Source organism: Pseudomonas reactans (assembly GCF_013385825.1).
Taxonomy (GTDB): Bacteria; Pseudomonadota; Gammaproteobacteria; order Pseudomonadales; family Pseudomonadaceae; genus Aquipseudomonas; species Aquipseudomonas reactans.
In genome coordinates this window covers 169,533-186,526 of record NZ_JACAPG010000014.1, presented here as the reverse complement: position 1 = coordinate 186,526, position 16,994 = coordinate 169,533, and the positions used below count along the sequence as shown (strand labels likewise).

General features: G+C 56.0%; 18 protein-coding genes and 1 pseudogene. All 19 read right to left on the bottom strand.

Translation table 11 applies throughout. The features are described from left to right. Nucleotides 1-1,685: 1,685 nt before the first annotated feature. Nucleotides 1,686-2,037 (bottom strand): annotated as a pseudogene (locus HX868_RS17410) (histone-like nucleoid-structuring protein, MvaT/MvaU family). Between the two features lie 85 nt (nt 2,038-2,122). Continuing rightward, on the bottom strand, nt 2,123-2,716 hold the full coding sequence (locus HX868_RS17405; protein WP_246355541.1) for a TetR/AcrR family transcriptional regulator: 594 nt from the start codon (nt 2,714-2,716) through the stop codon (nt 2,123-2,125). Between the two features lie 12 nt (nt 2,717-2,728). After that, a complete protein-coding gene (locus tag HX868_RS17400) occupies nt 2,729-3,352 on the bottom strand; it encodes a hypothetical protein (protein ID WP_177003735.1) in 624 nt (207 codons plus the stop codon). 201 nt (nt 3,353-3,553) lie between these two features. Beyond that, nucleotides 3,554-3,904: a hypothetical protein gene (locus HX868_RS17395; protein ID WP_177003734.1), complete on the bottom strand. Its 351-nt coding sequence runs from the start codon at nt 3,902-3,904 to the stop codon at nt 3,554-3,556. 451 nt (nt 3,905-4,355) lie between these two features. Continuing rightward, complete coding sequence (locus HX868_RS17390; protein ID WP_177003733.1) at nt 4,356-4,601, bottom strand: hypothetical protein; 246 nt, start codon at nt 4,599-4,601, stop codon at nt 4,356-4,358. 278 nt (nt 4,602-4,879) lie between these two features. Next, entirely contained in the window at nt 4,880-5,422 is a 543-nt protein-coding gene (locus tag HX868_RS17385) for a lysis system spanin subunit (RefSeq protein WP_177003732.1), read from the bottom strand. Next, complete coding sequence (locus HX868_RS17380) at nt 5,404-5,967, bottom strand: glycoside hydrolase family 19 protein (RefSeq protein ID WP_177003731.1); 564 nt, start codon at nt 5,965-5,967, stop codon at nt 5,404-5,406. The genes HX868_RS17385 and HX868_RS17380 overlap by 19 nt, the downstream gene beginning before the upstream one ends. Nucleotides 5,968-6,031: 64 nt before the next feature. Next, entirely contained in the window at nt 6,032-7,075 is a 1,044-nt protein-coding gene (locus HX868_RS17375; protein WP_177003730.1) for a phage late control D family protein, read from the bottom strand. A gap of 16 nt (nt 7,076-7,091) precedes the next feature. After that, the gene (locus HX868_RS17370) at nt 7,092-7,298 is read right to left on the bottom strand and encodes a tail protein X (protein ID WP_177003729.1); all 207 of its coding nucleotides are present in this window, start codon (nt 7,296-7,298) and stop codon (nt 7,092-7,094) included. Next, nucleotides 7,273-8,118 carry a phage tail protein gene (locus HX868_RS17365; RefSeq protein WP_177003728.1) on the bottom strand — a complete coding sequence of 282 codons (846 nt, stop codon included), beginning with the start codon at nt 8,116-8,118 and terminating at the stop codon, nt 7,273-7,275. The genes HX868_RS17370 and HX868_RS17365 overlap by 26 nt, the downstream gene beginning before the upstream one ends. Nucleotides 8,119-8,127: 9 nt before the next feature. After that, on the bottom strand, nt 8,128-10,617 hold the full coding sequence (locus tag HX868_RS17360; RefSeq protein WP_177003727.1) for a phage tail tape measure protein: 2,490 nt from the start codon (nt 10,615-10,617) through the stop codon (nt 8,128-8,130). 140 nt (nt 10,618-10,757) lie between these two features. Then, nucleotides 10,758-11,060 carry a phage tail assembly protein gene (locus HX868_RS17355; RefSeq protein ID WP_177003726.1) on the bottom strand — a complete coding sequence of 101 codons (303 nt, stop codon included), beginning with the start codon at nt 11,058-11,060 and terminating at the stop codon, nt 10,758-10,760. Nucleotides 11,061-11,074: 14 nt separating this feature from the next. Then, nucleotides 11,075-11,578 (bottom strand): phage major tail tube protein, encoded by a 504-nt coding sequence (locus tag HX868_RS17350; RefSeq protein ID WP_177003725.1) that lies wholly within the window; start codon nt 11,576-11,578, stop codon nt 11,075-11,077. A 13-nt stretch (nt 11,579-11,591) separates the two neighbouring features. Continuing rightward, nucleotides 11,592-12,764 (bottom strand): phage tail sheath subtilisin-like domain-containing protein, encoded by a 1,173-nt coding sequence (locus HX868_RS17345; protein WP_177003724.1) that lies wholly within the window; start codon nt 12,762-12,764, stop codon nt 11,592-11,594. A gap of 97 nt (nt 12,765-12,861) precedes the next feature. Then, nucleotides 12,862-13,293 carry a phage tail assembly chaperone gene (locus HX868_RS17340; RefSeq protein ID WP_246355540.1) on the bottom strand — a complete coding sequence of 144 codons (432 nt, stop codon included), beginning with the start codon at nt 13,291-13,293 and terminating at the stop codon, nt 12,862-12,864. A 21-nt stretch (nt 13,294-13,314) separates the two neighbouring features. Further along, nucleotides 13,315-15,183: a phage tail-collar fiber domain-containing protein gene (locus HX868_RS17335; protein WP_177003723.1), complete on the bottom strand. Its 1,869-nt coding sequence runs from the start codon at nt 15,181-15,183 to the stop codon at nt 13,315-13,317. After that, nucleotides 15,180-15,785, bottom strand: a complete 606-nt coding sequence (locus HX868_RS17330) for a phage tail protein I (RefSeq protein ID WP_177003722.1) — start codon at nt 15,783-15,785, stop codon at nt 15,180-15,182. The genes HX868_RS17335 and HX868_RS17330 overlap by 4 nt, the downstream gene beginning before the upstream one ends. After that, the gene (locus HX868_RS17325; protein WP_177003721.1) at nt 15,782-16,669 is read right to left on the bottom strand and encodes a baseplate assembly protein; all 888 of its coding nucleotides are present in this window, start codon (nt 16,667-16,669) and stop codon (nt 15,782-15,784) included. Before HX868_RS17325 ends, HX868_RS17330 begins: the two co-directional genes overlap by 4 nt. Next, nucleotides 16,666-16,992 carry a GPW/gp25 family protein gene (locus HX868_RS17320; RefSeq protein ID WP_154846971.1) on the bottom strand — a complete coding sequence of 109 codons (327 nt, stop codon included), beginning with the start codon at nt 16,990-16,992 and terminating at the stop codon, nt 16,666-16,668. Before HX868_RS17320 ends, HX868_RS17325 begins: the two co-directional genes overlap by 4 nt. Between the last annotated feature and the right edge of the window lie 2 nt (nt 16,993-16,994).

The window sequence follows — 16,994 nt, the reverse complement described above, 5'->3', positions numbered from 1 at the left end:
CCGGGCACCATGGGCCTGCGCAAGGTTATATGCTGTACTGCCGGTGGATTCGCGTTGGGAAGAGTCGTTGTTCATACGCACTGGAAATGGCTGGATAGCAGTCGATTATCTACTTGTTTGGTTTGAATGTCTGGGCATCTGCTCTAGGTCGATTACGGCCCTCGCGACAGGCAGATATCGGCCAATTGCTGCCCGTAACAGACGGCAGAAACCGGCCAATAGCTGCCGGTGGCTACAGAATGCACTGGGCTAAGAATCCTAATCACCAGGCGCCTCGAAGTAGCTAGGTCCCCTCGGTGGTTGTTGGGCTGCATCTGATTAGCGCGATGTTAACAGTCCGCATAGATCGTCCATGGGTACTGCCATGCCTAGCGAACGAATTCGCAACTGTCCACATTCCATGGAACGTGGACATTCGAATAATAGGGCCGGCGAAATAGTCAATCAAAATCTGATCCTTGATTGTAGACAAGGCATTTTTGGCCGACACGGCTATCGTGCAGATGAATCATCTTTAGGACGAAAAATTGCGGCTTCAGCTAGTAGCGCTTCTAAATTTATGGGTAACGGAAATCCCTGCCTTAGAAAATATCTCTGTAGGCATTTAGATGGATTTCCGTGTCCAATTAATTATAAAGTATCAGCGACTAAGAGCCTGCGCGAACTTCCCACAAGCGCCGACATCTCCATCGTACGAGCTATTTCTTATTAATTCTTGATTGTCAACTTCTATCTCAATCTTGCAAGTAGCGTTCATCTGCACGGTTGTACCGCCAATTGAGGTGCTACTGTATTTTGTTTTTCCATTTTGGCCAGGAATGCTTCCGGTAGTGACGTTGCTCGACGGTTGGTAAGTCGAGACTAGCTGAGAAGTCTTCCAAGTATAAACGTGACGCCCAGCAAGCGTTCGCTCGCTAGTTGGTACGCCGAGCCTGTCAATAGCCGCAGAAACTGGCTGGCCGCGAAGGCGCGCGAAACCGGTATCCAATTGATCAGTTACGCAAGCTGAAAGTAGAAAGACTGAAAATATTAACAACATTGCCTTCATTATTTTGATTCTCCAGTGTTCGTCAAGGTTGGGGACGTCGCACGTTTCGGCGCACGCGACAGAATATAAACCATTTTGGTAGATATTCAACTATATTGGTTTGGTATGTTTAGCTGAACATTTTGATTTGTTCGCAGCTATTCGAGCCCGATCAGCTTTGAGCATCTAAAGCCTTGAATTAAAGCCTTACAGACTGGGTAGTACTGAGCACTACCTTGAAGGTTAGGATTATTGAGCAGATTAGAGCCCAGAGGATCAATAAATAAGTACATTCGTTCTAGCGTTAAACCTCGCTATTTGCGTTTCGCTATGCGTACATGAGTAGAGACAGATCAATGAACTGTCGCCTAAGAAAAATTTATTGGAGATACTTATTACTCGCAACTGTAAAGAAGTCTATTTCGTCGGCTGGATTCAGCATCTCGTAGCTAAAATGAATTAAGGTGTCTGTTGTTCGCGTAGCGCAGTTGGGTGACAGTTACGATTATGCCGCGTTTGGCTATCAAGCTGGTGCGTAGATTTCAAAAATAATAATCTGACGTTTCGCCATTTTTATGTAGAAGACGCACAGCTTTTCTCGTGACAAACAAATCCCCAAGAGGCGCTTTGCTCATAATATAATGTTCACTTTTTTCAACTAAGATTCGACAGTTTCGGAGCCGTGCGCAGACTTCCTTTCTTTAACTTTTTATGATTCCCAGCTTTGGTTTAAATAACATCACCCGTATGCGGGTTTTTATAAACCCTCATTTATCGAGCTTACGCGAAGCAGCGCTTTTATAGATGGTAGGGTTGAGACGACTACCGTGCGGATCTAAAAGTGTGATCACATCTTTCAGGCTATACCCGAATTCCGCCATCAGCTCGCGGAGCTTTACCTCAAATTCTATTTCTTTTTTCAGGCCAGAGTCGCTTTTAAAATTCTCGAGCGTCCGCAGCTGTTCTGCTAAAAGCTTTTGGAGTTGACGAAACTCAGCAAGCTTTGACATACAGTTCCCCTAAAATGGAAAGAATGTCTTCGTAAATATGGGATATCAAAGAAAACAAATTCTCTGATGATCCGCATTTAATTTTTTATCTATCACCGTGACCAAGTGCTTCCATTGCGGTTTGGACGATATAGGGTCGCCATTCACGCTTTAGATCTAAACGAGCAGAGAGCGCAGCTGTAACACCCAGCCCAGTAAATGCGACTGTCACTCGAATCATGCGATCTATACTTATAGACGCAGTATCGATCCCCAGTGCCGAGTACATTATCAAGCCCATTTCGGTCAAAGCTGGCTCGATGTTCTGCTCATTTTGAGTGAGCTGGTTCGTAAATGCTGACAATCCAGGCCAGTCGAGCGCCATCTGGATCATTGCTTCGACGACAGCAAGATCACGCTCCTTGCCTATCGGAGCACCTTCGACCTGGGCGAGCACCGCTCGCATTTGATCAACGCCGGTGCTAAGCGCTTTTTCGTAAATGGCCTTCTTGCTCGGGTAGTGATGAAGCAATCCTGCTTTCGAATAATTCACAGCATCCGCGATCTGCTGCAGCGAGGTGTGTTCGAAACCATGCTTGGCAAACAGCCCAGCGGCTCTGTCTATGATCTCGGCGTCTATTTCGGATTTGGTCAGTCTGGGCATTGTATTGAGCTGAAATTCTAGGAATACAATGCCCATCTTCCAATTTTCTCAAGAATTAAGGAAGAGCGGTATGAAATAAATGACCTCAATGCCTTCGTAGACCGCCGCTATCAGAAGCGTGAGAACCACCAAGTAATAGACATGGAGGCTTGATACCAATCCCTCCTTGTAACCACCCAGCGAAAGCACACCGTACCGATCTGACCAAAAAAACGATCGCCCATGGACGTAAGCTGCGAACGCGGCCAGGATGTAGGCTTGGCCTTCGATCACAAGGGTCATTGAGTGAGGGATGAGCGTTTCTGGGTATGGCCCAACGGGAGCGAACATAACTCCCCATAATATCGCACGGTGAAAGATAGCTAAAATTCCCACAAACGGAATTATGAGAGACGGCAGAGTCGTTAATCCGATAGCGACGCTTAGATTGACGACGAAGGTTAAAGTCACTGCTAAGACTAAGTTTTTTCCACCATATGCATCCGCGACCGTTTTTAACACTCCTTCTTCGATATATGCCTGATCAATACTTGGTTTAACGTAGCCTTGTAGTTCAGGTACAATCAATGTCAAACAGAAACTAATTACAAAAAGCCCGTAAAAAATAAAGTTTAAAATTAAGAAAGCTTTATAGTGATGCTTGACAATTGAAATCGCACTCTTAAAAACCATAAGAACTCCATTCTACTACAGCAAATAGATTTATTTAATTAACAGCAATGCGAGCGCGCAAAAATCTTAATAAATAAAAGTATTCGTTTTTACTTCTAATTGGTAGAGCTGTATGTGCAATAAGCTAAGCTCAACGACAAGTCTACAAAAGATCGGAGTCATTCGATTAGATATGTTTAGTTGGCATCGCTAGCGGCTAATTTACTCGTCACTTGTCATCCATGGTAAATCTCCAGGTGGCCCGAAAATATAATTGCCTTGAATATAATATTGCCCACCCTTCTTAGGTCCCCAGATATAAAACGGGCCAAATTTCTTTGGGTCATAGTCTGCTGGTAGATAATAAACACCTCCATTTTTTGGGCCGTATATGTACCTATTTAAAATGTAATATTTGCCAGACATCTCCGGCCCATAGATGTACCCACTTTGGACATAGTATTGTCCGACGTTTTTCTGCTTGTCTTCCGTAGCTTCTGAAACTGATGAGCAGCCAATAAGGAGCAAAAATGCACACAGTGACAATATTGCAGCGGCTAGTGTTGATTGCATGAAGCTCTCCGTGTAGTAGGCCCCACCTTCCTCAGATTGAGGTCATTGTTAAGCCAGTTCAAGTCGGCTGAGGCGGGCTGCAGACGCATCATAAACCATATTGGTATTTTTCCAACCATATTGGTCTATTTTTTTGTCTTTTCATTTTTCGCCGTTCGGGAATTGGTCGCTGCAAGGACCAGAGCCCTCACCTGGACGGGCTGAGCGGGCGCCATGGCTCCGCCCGTATCAAGGATCTGACAGCCGCCAATCCGCCGTTGGGAGCCCAACGTTTGTGTATACGTAAAGAAATCGTGCTCTCTTAGAGATTGGGAATATTGATAATTCCGCTTCGTTGGCCAACGAAACAGGCTGGAATAGCGAAGGCTTCACGCGTTTGACATATTTGTATGTCGCCCATAAACCGCGAATGCGGGCTTCGGCCCTAGATATGGATGAATCGCCTCACCGATCACATTAAAAGCTCTTTCAAACGACCAGACGCCACGTGATCGATCGCTAAATACATAGCTTCAATGGTAGCGGTGTTCAGCGCTTGGACTAGCTCAAGCCCTTCAACAAAACCTTGCGCCTGCACCTTAACCAAAAGCAATGCGTGCGGGTTTTCTGCAAGTATCAGCTTTGCAAAGTGATCGGTAGCGCGGGTGCGAATCGAAGGCGGCAAATTGACGACGCCCAAACCATCCAAAATTCTCATGGTGATTCCTCAGGCCCTGCGACTGACAATCATGTCGCCAGTTCTTCACGACGAGCCGAACCTGCACGCTCCAAGACCACGAACAACTCTTGGATGGCAGCCGAGTTTATTGCGCGTGAGGCTTCCACACCTTCCACAAAACCCTCCGCATGCTCTAGGGCCAAGTCTAATTTTGCCAGGTCGGGCGCCCGCGCCACACGCATCAGGTTACTTGCAGGGACAATCTGCGGTGAAGGTGGCCGGGCTAGATGTTGACGCGTCCTGTCCGGCCGCTCCTTTTACTTCGGTGTTGAGACTTCTTTTGCATAGGCCTGGCAGGCCCGCAGGGCGATCAATCCTTGGTCACCGGTATCGGTGATTCCGATAATTCGTTGAGCATGCGCTGGGTCAAGTTGGGCTCTTGTGGGGCCATGAACCACGCGGCCGGGGGTGGTGGTGGTTGGCAGTGAACCGCTGCTGGCGGCGTCGGTGGTGGCGAGTATGACTGACAGCCGCAGATCAGCAGTAGCCAGGCGATCACGCAGACGAGCCTGCTTGATTTGCTCATCGATCAATTCCTTGTGGTGAATTTCATCTTTGTTCTGCAGGCGCTGCTCGAGGGCAAAGCGCTTGTCCTGCACATTACGCTGTAAGGCGGCAGAGGCCAGTGACAACTCTTTGAGGGTGTCCGAATGCAGTCGGGCCTGGCGCTCCAATTGCTCGCCGCAACGCCAGCCTTGAACGGTCCAGGCTAATGCAGCAGAGCCAGCGGCCAATCCCACCAGCAGCAATGCAATGGCAGCGATGCGGAACTGCGCGGGGATCAGGTCGAAGAGACGCATAATACCGCCCTCGCCCTGGCCCACAGTTGCAGACGATCTTCCAGGCCGTTAAGTCCGCCATTGATCCGGCGGGTGATGGTGTTGAACTGGTCTTGATCCGCGAGCATGTTCAAGCCGTTCGCGGACCAGAACCACGCTGCAGACTCTGCCGCCCATTGCGGTAGCTCCAGCAGCTCCGGCGTGCGCAGCAGTCGCTCGTCGCCGAACAGCGCCAGGCTGCAGCGCAGATAGTTGTCGTGGCCGGTGATCTGGATCAGCCCACGGCCGCGATACCGCTGTCCGTCACCATCAGCAGCGGGCGTGTTCCCCAGCTTTGCAGCCAGTGGACCGGTGTCGTACTTGCTGAGGTATTTATCGCCTCCCAGTTCGCGTACGTACTGCAGTTGGCCGGACTCGTGCCCGACCTGGGCAAGGAAGGCTGCCTGGCGCTTGGGTGTATCGATCCTGCGATTGGTCATGGCCGCGTTTAGCGCGGATACAAAAACGCCCGCTTGTCGGCGGGCGTTGGGCATGATGCGTTGGACTTGTTGCTCGGTGATGGACATCGCTTTTTCCCAGGCAAAAAAAAGACCGCTCGATGGCGGCGGGTGGTGAAGCGGGTATGGCCAGTTACAACTCCAGGACTTTGACCTCCTTGGACTTCTTCGTTTTCTTACCGGCCGCCTTGGCCTTACCCTTCTTCCCTGCGTTGCATTCCACTGTGGTGCTCCAGCCGGACTGGGTGAATACCTGCTCCACCGAGTCGACAAGAAACTCGCCGTCCAAACCTTCCTTGAAGCCCTGCGCGTTGATTTGCCGCTCAGCAAACAGATCGGTGCGCCCTACCATCTCCAGCCGAACCTCAGCGGTTGAGCGGTTGAAAGCCGCGAGTCGTGCTTTGGCCGCCTGCTCAGCGGCGGATTTGTTCGGATGGATATGCCGATCGGTATGAACGGGCGGCAGCCCTGCAGGCGCGTCGTCGTTGTCCAAGGTCAGGTTCACCAGTTCACCGGTTTTTTTGTCCTGGTAGTTGGTCTTGACGGCCTTCTGAGTGGTGCGGTCGGTGAAGCGAAACTGCCAACGGCTTACGTCACTGCGGCGAATGGTGATCGCCGGCAGGCTCTTGCCGCTGGCTGTCTGCCCGCTTTGACGTGGCAGCACCAGCAGCTTGCCGTCGGCGACCTTGGCCGTGCAGTCATGGTCCTTGGCGAACCGGGTGATGAAGTTGTAATCCGACTCGTTCATCTGGTCGGCCCTGGGCACGGACGTAGTCACCGGGCATTCAGGCTTCCAGCCGTTGCGTGTGGCAATGTCGCTGACGATCTTGGACAGCGGCACATTTTCCCAACTACCGCTACGGGTCGTCTTGCCGCTGCCTCGCATATCGCTGGCCTTTCCGCGAATGACCAAGGTGTCGGGCGGGCCGGAGACTTCGATGTCGTCGACGGTATAGCGGCCCAAGCGGGCCAGTGCTTTGCTGTGGTAGCCCAGGAAGACCTGTATCGCAGCCCCTTTTTTGGGGAGTGCGACCGCGCCATCGCGGTCATCGATGCGCAACTCGAATTCGTCCGATTCCATGCCTGGCTTGTCCAATGTGCGCAACAGCAGCAGACGGTCGTTGATCAAGGCCGTGATATCAGCCCCGTCAGCGATAATCTGAAAGATGGGTTTCATACATGCTCCCCGAGACTCAATCCCATAACTGCACCTGTTCCACCGTCTGCTGCTCGATGTCGGGTAAGGTGATCAACAGCCCCGTGCGCAACGGCTGCGGCTCATCCGCCAACAACCGATTCGCCATCAGCACTGCCTCGACCGTGCCATTCAAATGTCCGTAATGCTGGTAGCACAACGTGTCCAGCAGATCCCCGTCAGATGTCCTGCATATCATCGCCATAGCGCGTGAACTCCAAACTAAAGGTTTGCTTGCGCGGGATCCCGCCGGCCAACAGGGCGCCCTGTTCTTCCTCCAGGCTGCGCAGGCACCAGGTGCCCAGCACGACGCCGTAGCCTGTGGTCAGGTTTAACGGCAGTAACTGGGCGCCAATCGAGCGCAGGGTATCCAGCTGTTTAAGTCCACCTTTGAACGCGGGGAAGATTGTGCCCTTGAGGCTGAGTTTCTCCTCGCCCATACCCACCGCCTGCTGCGCCGGCCGACGACTGAGGCGCTCTTGCGAGGCCCAGCGGAACTCTGTTTGCCGGCGTAGTTCATCAAACGCCGCCGTGTCCAGGTTGAAGTAGAACGGTTGGGTGTTGGTTTGCAGCGGTTGCAGGATCAACAGATGCGGAAACGGCTTCACCGCTTCCGCCATCGGTGTGGCATTCGGCGCCAACGCGCTTGTGGGTATAATGTTCGCCAACCTAGGATCAATCTGTCCCGCGATTTGATTGATTGCCGTCGCTGCCCTGTAAGCCTGCTCTTTCAGCGTTCCCATACGCTCATCAATGCCCGACATAGTACGGCTAGCCTTGCTGTAAGTGGCGAGCACAGTCCCTACTTTGGATTGAGCTGCTCCGATCCCACGCATAACGCGCTGTAGCTTTGCACCTACCTCCGGCGGAACACCTGGCAAGCTGGCGATCTCCTCAGCTGCACCACTGATCTCGCTAATAGCCCCGTTCACCGGGCCGATCATATCGTCAATGCTGTGCCGACCCGCCTCCCCGGCCTGAACCAGGGATTTGAAGCCGGATTGCAGTTGCTCCATGTAAGTCATGACAGCTCCTTAAATATGAGGGGCATCGAACAGATTGCGCCGCGCCTGCTCCCGGCTGAACTCCTCGAACAACTGACGCATGTACGGCATCATTTCCTGCGCCAGTTGCCGTGGATCCTTGACGTCGCCCTGCACAGTCACCGGCATGGTTGGGGCGAACGTCCAGGCCTGTTCGACGCGAGCAGGGTCCGGCTTTGCTGCTGCACCGGCACTGAGCAATGCGGGCACCGCCGCTGCTGGTGGAGCCGTTGCCAGCGAACGAGCGACATCTCCCATCAGTGGGCCTGAGGTAGGAGTCGGCGCCAATTGCGCGAGTCGGGAGATGCTCGGCCCGCTTGGTTTCTGCAGCAGTAACGGCGAAGGTTGAGCCAAACGTCCTATCGGGGCATCCGGCCCACCAAACGCAGCCTTGCCCACCGCACTACCTAGTTCACCGCCGCCCCAACTCCCGAGGAATCCGCCGATCAGTCCGCCAACCACCGTGCCGATCACCGGCACCACCGAACCAATCGCGGCCCCAGCTGCAGCACCGGCCAGCGTGCCAGCTAAGGTACCGGCGGCGTTGCCGTAGCCCTCGGCTTTTTCGTCGCGGGTCTCGGCGTTCTGATAGGTGTCAGCAGCAATCAACCCCGCCTCGATCAGCGCCATGGGCGCCCCTACCTTGGCGAATCCGAGGCCCTTGCCCATCATGGCCCTCGGCGCAAGTCGGCTGGCAGTGGCTCCGACCGGCACCGTGGATGCGACACTGGCAATCCCCGGCCGCCCGCCCCGTCCTTTACGACCTTTCCCCCTTCGGCCTTTCTTGCCCTGGCTATCAAGCCCGCCACCATCAAGCCCGCCAACCGGCATATTGGTCACGATGACTTTCTGCGGAATATTGGGGTTACCCATCAACGAGCCTCGAGCGACATTGAGCATGCCTTTGCCCATCTTGTACGCGCTCATGACAGTACCCAGTGCAACAATGCCACCGGCTAATACCGTCGCCCCACTGATGACTGTCGGAAACTTCCCAGCCAACTCCCCAAGCCCGTACGCCACTTTCGCCAGCCCATCCGCCGCAATGTCCGTCAGCGGCCGCACAGCATCACCGATACGCGTCATCGATGATTCAATGCCGGCAGTCGCGGAGGCCCACTTCCGGTTGGACGTTTCTCGCGCTTTCGCCGCGTCTGCCTCGATCTTGGCCTTGCCATCCGTGTCCTTGATGGTCGACATATCCGCTTTGATCTTGTCGCCATATTTGATCTGCGCGAGCAGACCCGCACTGGCGCTTTGATCGCTGACGATGTTCGCCAACCCGGCAGCTTCGGTCAGGGCGATCATGGCCTGCTCCTCTTCGGCACTGCCATCCGCCGACGCCTTGATCTTGGCCTTGAGAGCCTCGATTTTCTTGGCCTTCGCCGGGTCCTGCTTCCTGATCAACTGCTCGCTGAGCATGATAAAAGCATCGACCGGGTTGGCTGCCTTGCCGCTTTTCGTCGCGGCGAGAATCGAGCCGGCCAGGTCGTAGCCTTCCTTGGCGAACCGTTCCTGGCTGGTGCTGCTGATCACGGCGTTGAGCAGGTTGTTCATGTTGGTGGCCGCCGCCGCCGCGTCCTGCGTTTGCGAGAACTGCGACTGCAGGCTGGCACCGAGGAAGCGCACCGCCTCGGGGCCTTCCATGCCCAGGCGCTTGATGTTGCCGAGCATGGCCGGCAGATACCGCGCCATGTCTTTGGGGCCGAACGCGCCGATGTCACCGGCCGCTGCTACCTGGCCCAGCATCGCCGCCATGTCGCCCTGCTTTACTCCCGCCTCCTTGAAGGAGTTGATCAGGGTCGCGATGGTTTCAGGCTCCATGCCCTGGCCGTCGATCAGGTCGGCGATCTGCCCGGCATAGGCGGTGGCCACATCCCATTCCACGCCCTTTTCGATCAAGGCGCCGACCGACTTCGCCAGCAGTTGCTGGCTGATGCCCTTCTCCGCCGCGACCTTGCTGATGCTCGCTGCCAGTTCGGCCTCGTCGCCAGTACCGGCGGTGTGGGCCCACAACGACATCTGGCGGATCTGCGCCTGGTAATCACCAGAAACCTTGGTCGGAATCGCCAACGACGCCGTCAGCGCCGCCGCTTTGCCGAGGGAGTTCTTCATCCCCTCTTTGCCCTGCTGGATCTGCGTGTGGCCCAGCGCCTTGAGTTCGGCGCCACGCGCTACCTGGCCGAGGGCCTGATATTCCTTGCGCAGTTTGCCGACCTCAATACCCTGCTCTTTCAGGGTCTTGAGGTTGTTCTCCAGCTTTTTCAGCAGATCACCGGCCGAGGCGGCACCGGTGTCGTGGGCCTTTTTCCATTCGTCCCGCAAGCGGATGGTGTCGCCGATGGTGCTCTGCAGCACGCGGGCCTTGGTGCCGGTTTCGCCAAGCTTCTTGATGCGGCCTTCAACGTCCTTGAAGGCGGCGCCGACGGTGGAGCTGACGACGCCGCCGATGACCAGACCGAGCGCCAGGTTGTTTGCCATGGGATTACTCCGGGCAGGGATGCGGGGCTCAGTCCGTGAGCCACCAGATCATCGTGGAAAAGGGCATGGTCTCGACTTCGCTGGCCGCGAAGGAGAACTCCGCAGCCAAACGCTTCGCGACCTGTTTCTGAAGGGAGGCGTTAAACCCCGTCATCCTGCACCAGGCGAAAGTAGGCGGCTTGTAGCCGCTGGTAGTCCGTCAGCTTGAGCCCCTCCAGATCTTTGGTACCGGCTTCGGAGAGGGAAGCAAACAGATGCATCTCGCGCAGCTCATCGTCGCCACCACTGGTGGCATTGGCGGCACGCACTTCACGCACGGTAGGAGAACGCAAAGTCAGTCGGTCGACCATGACACCGTTAATCTCGCTAGGTCGTGACAGCGTAATAGCGGCGCTCTCAGGGGTAAGGGTCAGCCAAGTCGGCATTTTTTTCAGAGTACTCATGATGAAAGGTTTCCTTACAGGCCAAGGTCGCGTCGGACATCGGCAAGTTGATCCACACCGTTGATGACCCGAACACAGTTGATCGGATCGATTTCGTACATCAGGCGTCCGGCTACTTCGAGCTTGTAATAGCTGACCGCGACTGCGTACTTGAACTCGCCCGCTTCACCGGCTTTCCAGTCGCCCGGATCGATCTCTTTGAGCATGCCGCGAAGGGTGGCGACCACCGCAGTGGTCGCACCTCTCTGACCTTTGAAGGAGCCACGGAACACAGCGTTGAATGCATTCTGATCAGCCAAGCCATAAAACTTCATGGCTTCAGGGCGTACGCCTTTGCCGGCGAAACTGGCCTCCAGTTTTTCCATGCCCTGATCCATCTCGACCGGGGCATCCATCCCACCGGCGCGATGCTCTTCGGTTTTCAGGGTCATCTTGGGAAGGGTCACACTGGTGATATCCCCGGCAAAGCTGACGCCATCGATATGGGCGTTCATGTTGTAAAGCGTTTGCGGAACCATCGGCGGCTCTCCTTTATGCGTTGGTGTCGAGGACTTCGGTCAGCCACTGGTTGGTGACCTCGACGCGGAAGTTGGGGTTTTCTGCCGGCGGTACATCGGTGAAGCGGATATTCCAGTAGACCTTGCCCTGCTCCAGCTGGCTGGCCGTGTTCAGCACGGGGTCAGCGAACACCTCGAAGTTGATCACCGCCCCCTGGTTTTTCAGGTCACGCATGAACGCGGCGAGACCTTCGGTTACGTCGCTGACGTATGTCCTGGTGATCGAGCGGTCAACCGCCCATTTGTGGCCGTAGAGGATCGCGTCCATGACGATGTCCATGGTCCGCACGCGGGTGACGAATGCCCACTTCGGATCGCTTGAACAGGTGCGGTTGCCCCACAGGCGGTAGCCGTCATCCCGGATGATGGTGGTGATCTGCGCGTTGTTGAGCAGGTTGGCCCGGCAGGTTTCGTCGCCATCTAGGAACTCGATTGGGCGACCGGTGCCGGTGAGGCCGACAAACTCCTTATTCGACGGAGAAGCCCAAAAGCCGTACTCCGAATCCGTCCAAGCGAAGAGCCCTGCGACCCAGGCAGAACTGGGTGCGTCGATGGTGGCACTGAGCGCGGTATCCCAAAACTTCACGCCAGGGTCGACGAAGAACACGCGCTTGCTGCCAAAGTTTTCGCGGTATTCCATAGCGGCTTCGTCGGTGGTGTTGGGGCCGTCGATGATCGCTAGAGCACGCAGCTTGTCGCTCAGGGCAACAAGCGCTGTGGCGGCGGCCAGTGTCGCGGTGTGTTTGGGCGCAGCCAGCAAACGGGGCTGCGCGTTGAAGCGGCTCTTGCCATCGAGCAGCGCCTGCATGCCGGTGCGGGTGCCATTCGCCAGAACCCCGCCAATGATGGCCGAGGTCTGCGCAGCGGCGTCGGCCAGCTTCTCCACGCCGCAGGCGACGATCACTGCCTTGGAGCGAACATAGATAGCCTTGACCGCCTTAGTGATCGCCGCATCTGGGCCCCACGCGGCGATGGCTTCGCTTTCGCGGGTGATCAGCATCAGTTGATTGGGCAAGGCGCTGGCATTGGGACCAGGCGTAAACGTGTCGCAAAGGCCGATGATGGAAGACGACGGCACGGCGATTGGCCGCGTACCGGTGTCGACGTTAGTCACGGTGACGCCGTGAAAGAATCCACTTGCACTCATGGTTGAACTCCAGAAACGAGAAAGCCCCGCATAAGCGAGGCCGAGATTGGTTCGTGTGCGTACTGCGGAAAAGAAAACGCCCCGTCAGTGCGGGGCGTTATTTGGTTTGCTCGGCGACCCAAGCGGGTGCGACTGGCCGATGATTGATTTCCGGGAAGCTCGGCGATTGCGGCCAGTCGCGCAGAGCCTGGAGGAAAACCAACAACGCGGAGAACTGTTCATCTGACAACGTTGTATTGACGCCACTTTCTTTCTGATCACGGTGACGCTCGCGCAGCCACATAACAGACGAAAGTTCGGCGTCGCGCCACTCACGCTCCTGTGTGATTGGATCAGGGACGACCGCAGGTGGATCAATCAAATACGGAAGCCCTTTATCGTCATGAGCACGAATCTTGCCAGGCGTGGGGTTCCCAATCACCGCCAGATACACATCCTCGGTGATTCTCAAGACATCCTTGGGCATTTTATCGCCATGAATTGATGTCAAGTAAGAGCACCCAGTTGATGGGCTATAAAAACGCTGCATGATTATCTCCATTACCCATGATCAGTAACCGACTGCTAGCCAGACGCCTGCGAAATTTTGCGCATTTGCGTTGTAAACCCACTGGTTCTCTATCTGAAACGAAGTTTTTGTGAAGTTCGCGACGCCGTAGGACTGACTATGATTGGATACCGTTGCGGCGCCTTTATAGTTTGCGAGCGCTACCAGGCAGGCATTGGGGAATTCAATCGGAAAGCTCACTGTAAGACGATCATCAAGGGGGACTACTGCCGAAGACCCCCACTGAATAACGACTCCCCCCATCCATTTAGGGAAAACAATGCCCCCATTTTGGGCAAGGCTTAGGTAAAAACCAAACCGCATCTTGTACGGCGTGACAATGACGTCATCACCCGATCCAGAATCAACCTGTGCCATCGTTGCAAGTTTGGCGATACCCCTGATTGCTTCGGTGGCCTGAATGATCAAAGCCGCGACACCGGCCGCGAATTTCTTCGGGGTAATATATTTGGTGTCATTGACCCCTGAATTAGTTTCAGACTGCGTGGCCGTCATCACCGCGCCAATGCTTGCCACCGTCAGGTCCTCATCCCAGGCCGACCAAACCCCTACATTCCATCGTCTGGTGTATTTGTGAGCTGACGAATAACAGGTCCAATGCTGCGCGGCGGAGTTGGCGTTATAGACCTCCTGGAAAACCATATCGCCGAGGGTCGCACCGGGTGGTCCGTTCGCGGCGGAAGCCGCAGTCGCGCCAAAATGACCGGTCCGCCATGGGATAGCATTCGGGTCACCGAAGGGTTCAACGGCTCCCATCAAGCCACCTGCGCCGACAAGCATCAGCTTTCCTACGGTGGCATCAGCTAGTCCCGTCTGTGCCATGAGACCTAATTTTTTCGCAACCGCCTGGAATACGCGAAGTGCCGTCATCGGTTTTGTATTGTCTTGGTCGGCTTGCGCCTCTGCCTCGGCTTGTGTGGGGATATCGATTGCATAGGCTGCAAGCGTGGCGGGACTTGTGCCCGCAATCACGCGGCCATATTTATCCACGGTCAAGCTACGATAGGTTCCAGCGGTAATGCCCGTGCGCCCTGCTACCACTTCAAAAGTCAGCGCAGTGGTGCCCAATACAATCGGCGCATCCGTAACCAGCTGCCAAACGCTGTCGCCGTTGGCCGTGCCCTTCTCAACGCTGACAAATAGGCCCGGTGTCACCTCGACGCTGGCATCTGCATCCTGGGCACGCTTCCAGGTGCCGCCAGCAGCTACAACGTAAATACCGTTGTCCTTGGCCTGGGTCTGGTCCTTCACCAGCACCCGGGAGCCTTCCACCAACAAAACGCCGTCGATTGTCTGGATACCAGTCAGGGCAATGTTTGTCGTAGTAGCCACAAGCACCGAATGCTTGAAGTCCTGCTTGTTGATAGCCTCGGTGATAGCCAGATCAACGTACTCGCGAGTCGCCAGGACGATGGCGGGGTCGATCTTCAACACGATGTTGTTGATGCTGGAAACAATAAAGTTCATCCGCACAATCTGTGTGCGGCCTGATCCCTGGTCCAACGCCGGCTTGAAGCTCGGCGCACAATTGGAAACCGCGACCAGGTCGCCGTCCGAATCGTACAGACCGATTTCGCGAATCCACCAGCCGCCGACGTCTGCAGGGATCACCTGCTCGGCAATGATCACAGCCGCGTTCACCGGATCGACGCGCAGTTGATTCAAGGGTGCCCGCCGCTTCTCGTTGATCAGCTTGGTCTGGGTTGCACTGGGGACCGGGTCAGTGCCGTTGGCATCCCCAACGCCCAGGGCAGTGAGGTTCCAGGGAATGCCCAGGGCATTGGCGTTAGCCAGCTTCGCGGCCCCCACATTGGTGAGGATCGCCATAAATTGCGAGTTGCGATCAATCATGGGTAAACGTCCAGAGTGTCTATGCTGTGTTCGCGCCCGACCACGCCGATGTAGCCCGTGACTTCGATGTCACGTTGCACGGGTGGATAGACGTCGATTACGTCGCCTTCGTAGAGGGCGACACCGATGTTTATGGCGCCTTGGGTTTCGAGGCTGATCGCGAGTCCGGTCAGCGGCCGACTGACGGGTTTGGCGTCGTCGATCAGGCGCTCCAGCTCCAGGTACATCTCTTCGGTGATGCCGGTGTCCAGCACGCCGACCTTCAAGGCGAACGTGCCGGGGATCCCCTCGGGCGTGGTCTGCCACCACTCCAGCACTTCGATCAGGTAGCCGAGCGGCTCGACCACCCTGCGCAACGCGCCGATGGTGCCCTTGTGGGCATGCACGTAAAACGCGGAGCGAATGGCCGAGCGCTTGACGGCCTCCGACCATTTGTTGTCCCAGCGGTCGACCGACCAGGTCCAGGCCAGCCAAGGCAGCAGATGCGCCGGGCAGGTGTCCGGGTTGTACAGGGTACGGAGCGGGATCTCGGTTTTCTCGGCCAGGGCGGCCTCAATGGCGCGCTCCAGTTGTGTGCTGTTCAAGGGGAGCAGACTGGTCATGTCGAGCCCCCCAGGACAACGCTGAAACCGGTGCAATAGGCCGCCTGGAATTTGGTCGGTTTCAAGTCGACCCAGTTTTTTAGCTCGACCCGGCCGACACCACCGACATGCAACTGCGCATCGATAGCCGATCGGGCTACTTCCAGGGCCAGGCGTTTTCGCGGGTTGACCCAGGCCGCAAGGCGCTTGATAGCCTCGGACAGGAAGGCGTCGTTTTCAGGGCCCGCGCCGATCATGTGCAGCACCGCGTCGATGCGATACTCCAGAATCTGCGCGCTCTGCACCATGAGCCGGTCGCCTACTGGGCGGATGTCATCATCGCTGAGCTTGGCGAATACCTGGTCGAGCAGGGCCTGATCGGCCTTGCCGTTGCCATTGAGGCTTAGCACCGTCACCACCACTACGGCCGGTGATGGACTTTCTGCCGTGGCATCGGCCACCAGCGCCGAGGCGTTGCGCGCATGGAAGATGTAACTGTTACGCGGGCCGGCGGTGGTCAGCCCCTCATAGACCAACTGGATGCGCTCACGCAGGGCATCGTCCGACTCCCTGACCTCTTCCACTGGCGGTACCGCCAGCAGGTTGGCTGGCTGAATCACCAGTCGCTTGAGCTTCACGTTGGTCGCGAGCTGATCAAGATCCTCCTTTTCGGCATACGCCAGCATCAGAGCCTTGGCCGCGTCGTTGACCCGCGCCCGGTTCTGCATCTTGCCGTACGCCCCCAGCTCCACCAGCTTGACTACCGGGTCGCTCTCCAGCCCCGCCGACCAGTTATCGCCCATATACCCGCGAAAGGCAGCGAGTCCTTCGTCGTACAGCGCTTCGTAGTCCAAGGCCTCCAGCACCTGCGGCGCCGGCAGTGCCGATAAATCCACTGTGCTCATGCCGATACCTCCAGCAGCAGGCGTTCGCCCTGGTATTCACCGGTTAATTTGAAGTCGATGCGCCCGCTGACGATGGCAACGACCTGCACCTGCTCGAGCTTTAGCCGCGGCTCCCAGCGCCCCAGCGAGCGAGCCACTTCGGCCTGTACCGCGCTCTTCCAACCGGCGTTAACCGGTAGGTCGACAAAGCGTCGGATCTGGCTGCCGTATTCAGGTCGCATCCGCCGACTGCCGACCGGCGTGGAGAGAATGTCCCCGATGGACTGCCGGAGATGGTCGAGCCCGGACAGCGGTTGGCCGGTGCGGCGATCCATTCCGATCATCG

Excerpts from the sequence above, each read along its gene's own strand:
- HX868_RS17385 (WP_177003732.1), bottom strand. The coding sequence starts at position 5,422 with ATGCGTCTCTTCGACCTGATCCCCGCGCAGTTCCGCATCGCTGCCATT.
- HX868_RS17325 (WP_177003721.1), bottom strand. The coding sequence starts at position 16,669 with ATGAGCACAGTGGATTTATCGGCACTGCCGGCGCCGCAGGTGCTGGAG.
- HX868_RS17375 (WP_177003730.1), bottom strand. The coding sequence starts at position 7,075 with ATGAAACCCATCTTTCAGATTATCGCTGACGGGGCTGATATCACGGCC.
- HX868_RS17330 (WP_177003722.1), bottom strand. The coding sequence starts at position 15,785 with ATGACCAGTCTGCTCCCCTTGAACAGCACACAACTGGAGCGCGCCATT.
- HX868_RS17395 (WP_177003734.1), bottom strand. The coding sequence starts at position 3,904 with ATGCAATCAACACTAGCCGCTGCAATATTGTCACTGTGTGCATTTTTG.
- HX868_RS17405 (WP_246355541.1), bottom strand. The coding sequence starts at position 2,716 with ATGGGCATTGTATTCCTAGAATTTCAGCTCAATACAATGCCCAGACTG.
- HX868_RS17320 (WP_154846971.1), bottom strand. The coding sequence starts at position 16,992 with ATGATCGGAATGGATCGCCGCACCGGCCAACCGCTGTCCGGGCTCGAC.
- HX868_RS17390 (WP_177003733.1), bottom strand. The coding sequence starts at position 4,601 with ATGAGAATTTTGGATGGTTTGGGCGTCGTCAATTTGCCGCCTTCGATT.
- HX868_RS17335 (WP_177003723.1), bottom strand. The coding sequence starts at position 15,183 with ATGATTGATCGCAACTCGCAATTTATGGCGATCCTCACCAATGTGGGG.
- HX868_RS17360 (WP_177003727.1), bottom strand. The coding sequence starts at position 10,617 with ATGGCAAACAACCTGGCGCTCGGTCTGGTCATCGGCGGCGTCGTCAGC.
- HX868_RS17355 (WP_177003726.1), bottom strand. The coding sequence starts at position 11,060 with ATGAGTACTCTGAAAAAAATGCCGACTTGGCTGACCCTTACCCCTGAG.
- HX868_RS17365 (WP_177003728.1), bottom strand. The coding sequence starts at position 8,118 with ATGACTTACATGGAGCAACTGCAATCCGGCTTCAAATCCCTGGTTCAG.
- HX868_RS17400 (WP_177003735.1), bottom strand. The coding sequence starts at position 3,352 with ATGGTTTTTAAGAGTGCGATTTCAATTGTCAAGCATCACTATAAAGCT.
- HX868_RS17370 (WP_177003729.1), bottom strand. The coding sequence starts at position 7,298 with ATGGCGATGATATGCAGGACATCTGACGGGGATCTGCTGGACACGTTG.
- HX868_RS17340 (WP_246355540.1), bottom strand. The coding sequence starts at position 13,293 with ATGCAGCGTTTTTATAGCCCATCAACTGGGTGCTCTTACTTGACATCA.
- HX868_RS17350 (WP_177003725.1), bottom strand. The coding sequence starts at position 11,578 with ATGGTTCCGCAAACGCTTTACAACATGAACGCCCATATCGATGGCGTC.
- HX868_RS17345 (WP_177003724.1), bottom strand. The coding sequence starts at position 12,764 with ATGAGTGCAAGTGGATTCTTTCACGGCGTCACCGTGACTAACGTCGAC.
- HX868_RS17380 (WP_177003731.1), bottom strand. The coding sequence starts at position 5,967 with ATGTCCATCACCGAGCAACAAGTCCAACGCATCATGCCCAACGCCCGC.